2 protein-coding genes are annotated in these 1,315 nt (G+C 36.5%); one reads left to right on the forward strand and one right to left on the reverse strand.

Going from position 1 to position 1,315, the window contains the following annotated elements:
• Positions 1 to 69 precede the first annotated feature (69 nt).
• Positions 70 to 576 (reverse strand): hypothetical protein, encoded by a 507-nt coding sequence (locus tag ACTUJY_RS20910; RefSeq protein ID WP_463618078.1) that lies wholly within the window; start codon positions 574 to 576, stop codon positions 70 to 72.
• A gap of 394 nt (positions 577 to 970) precedes the next feature.
• Between ACTUJY_RS20910 and ACTUJY_RS20915 the strand changes: the two genes are divergently transcribed.
• Positions 971 to 1,315 (forward strand): hypothetical protein (locus ACTUJY_RS20915; RefSeq protein WP_463618079.1); only part of this gene is annotated, 345 nt, incomplete at its 3' end.

Raw genomic sequence — 1,315 nt, forward strand, 5'->3', positions numbered from 1 at the left:
TCATACTTGTTAAGATTTTTAACCCTTTCTAGTACAAGACTTTGGAAAACATATATTTTCGAACGTAATTTAGTTTGCTATTTTAACTGTACTAATTAACTCAATTGAACTTCTAACCATAAAATCTATATCACTACTAAATGGAATTGAAATCAACCAATAGGCATCTTTGCTACCTCGAACGAGACTATACATTTGGATGTTTTCTTCACCTTCGCTCGTCCACTTTAGCACTTTGTAGGTAATATCATACTCTTGATTGGACTTATAACTACCTTCATTTAAGATTGAAATATTCTTATTGTCTGCACCTTTTCTTAGTTCGTTGACCATACCTTGCCAATAATTATTTAACTTTTCTCCTCCTGGTTGGTGGTCTGCAATTATTAGAAAATTTAACTCTTCATTTTTCCAACCATGAACAATTTTTTCATTTGGGTCATAGTCAGGAAGCACTTGGAAGGAAAGTTCTGTATCAGCAGGTGGAGTGACTTCAATGTACTTTCCCAGCTTCCATGATTCTGAAAAGGTAGGTAATGAAAGTGCGAAAGCCAATAGCGCAATTATTGTTCTCATTAATATCCTCAAGGTTATAATTATTAGGCTTAGATCACCATATCCAAGCGATGCTTAATTTTCTCATTATTCTGTCAGATCTGAAGAGTAATACAATCCAAAAAGCGAGCATTTATCCTGGAATGTTGAGAGATATCTCAAAGCGCCTTTTGGTCACTTAAAATATCTAAGTAAAACAATAAGTTATGTTCGCTTATGCGTGTGTCAAATTCACCCTTTGAAAATTGAGATATTTCTTGAAAAACACTACTTAAAATAGTAGTATTCTACACCTCCTCAGTTCACCGAAAGCCAATGTATTTTGGCCTGAAAACACTGTGCCATCACCTTGTGTGACTTGGGCAGCTAGTCCATTTTGCGTGAGGGAAGTTCTCAATTGAAACGAGGAAACTTTATGGATAAAACTTTAAAACCGCGTTCAAGACTATTTTCAGTTCGATCAAAAAGGGAGGCGCTTAAACTTATTCGAATAGGTGATGATTTATTAACCACCGCTTTAAGCGAGGTTATATCTCATCCGGGCTTTGACTGGGGGTGGATCATGCTGTCACTGCCCAAGATGAAATCTAACCAAACCAATGGAGTTAATTGGTTTTTACGCGATAACCCAGGGACTGTTGAAGCTATTCGACGGGTGACATCAATAGCAACACTAAAAGCAGCAATTCACCGACTAGAAATGAGAGAGGAGTTTCTTTGCTACTTAGATCATAAGTTGCTTGCTTTAATTGATGACGAG

The sequence above is a fragment of the Pleionea sp. WD8-19 genome, assembly GCF_055326765.1.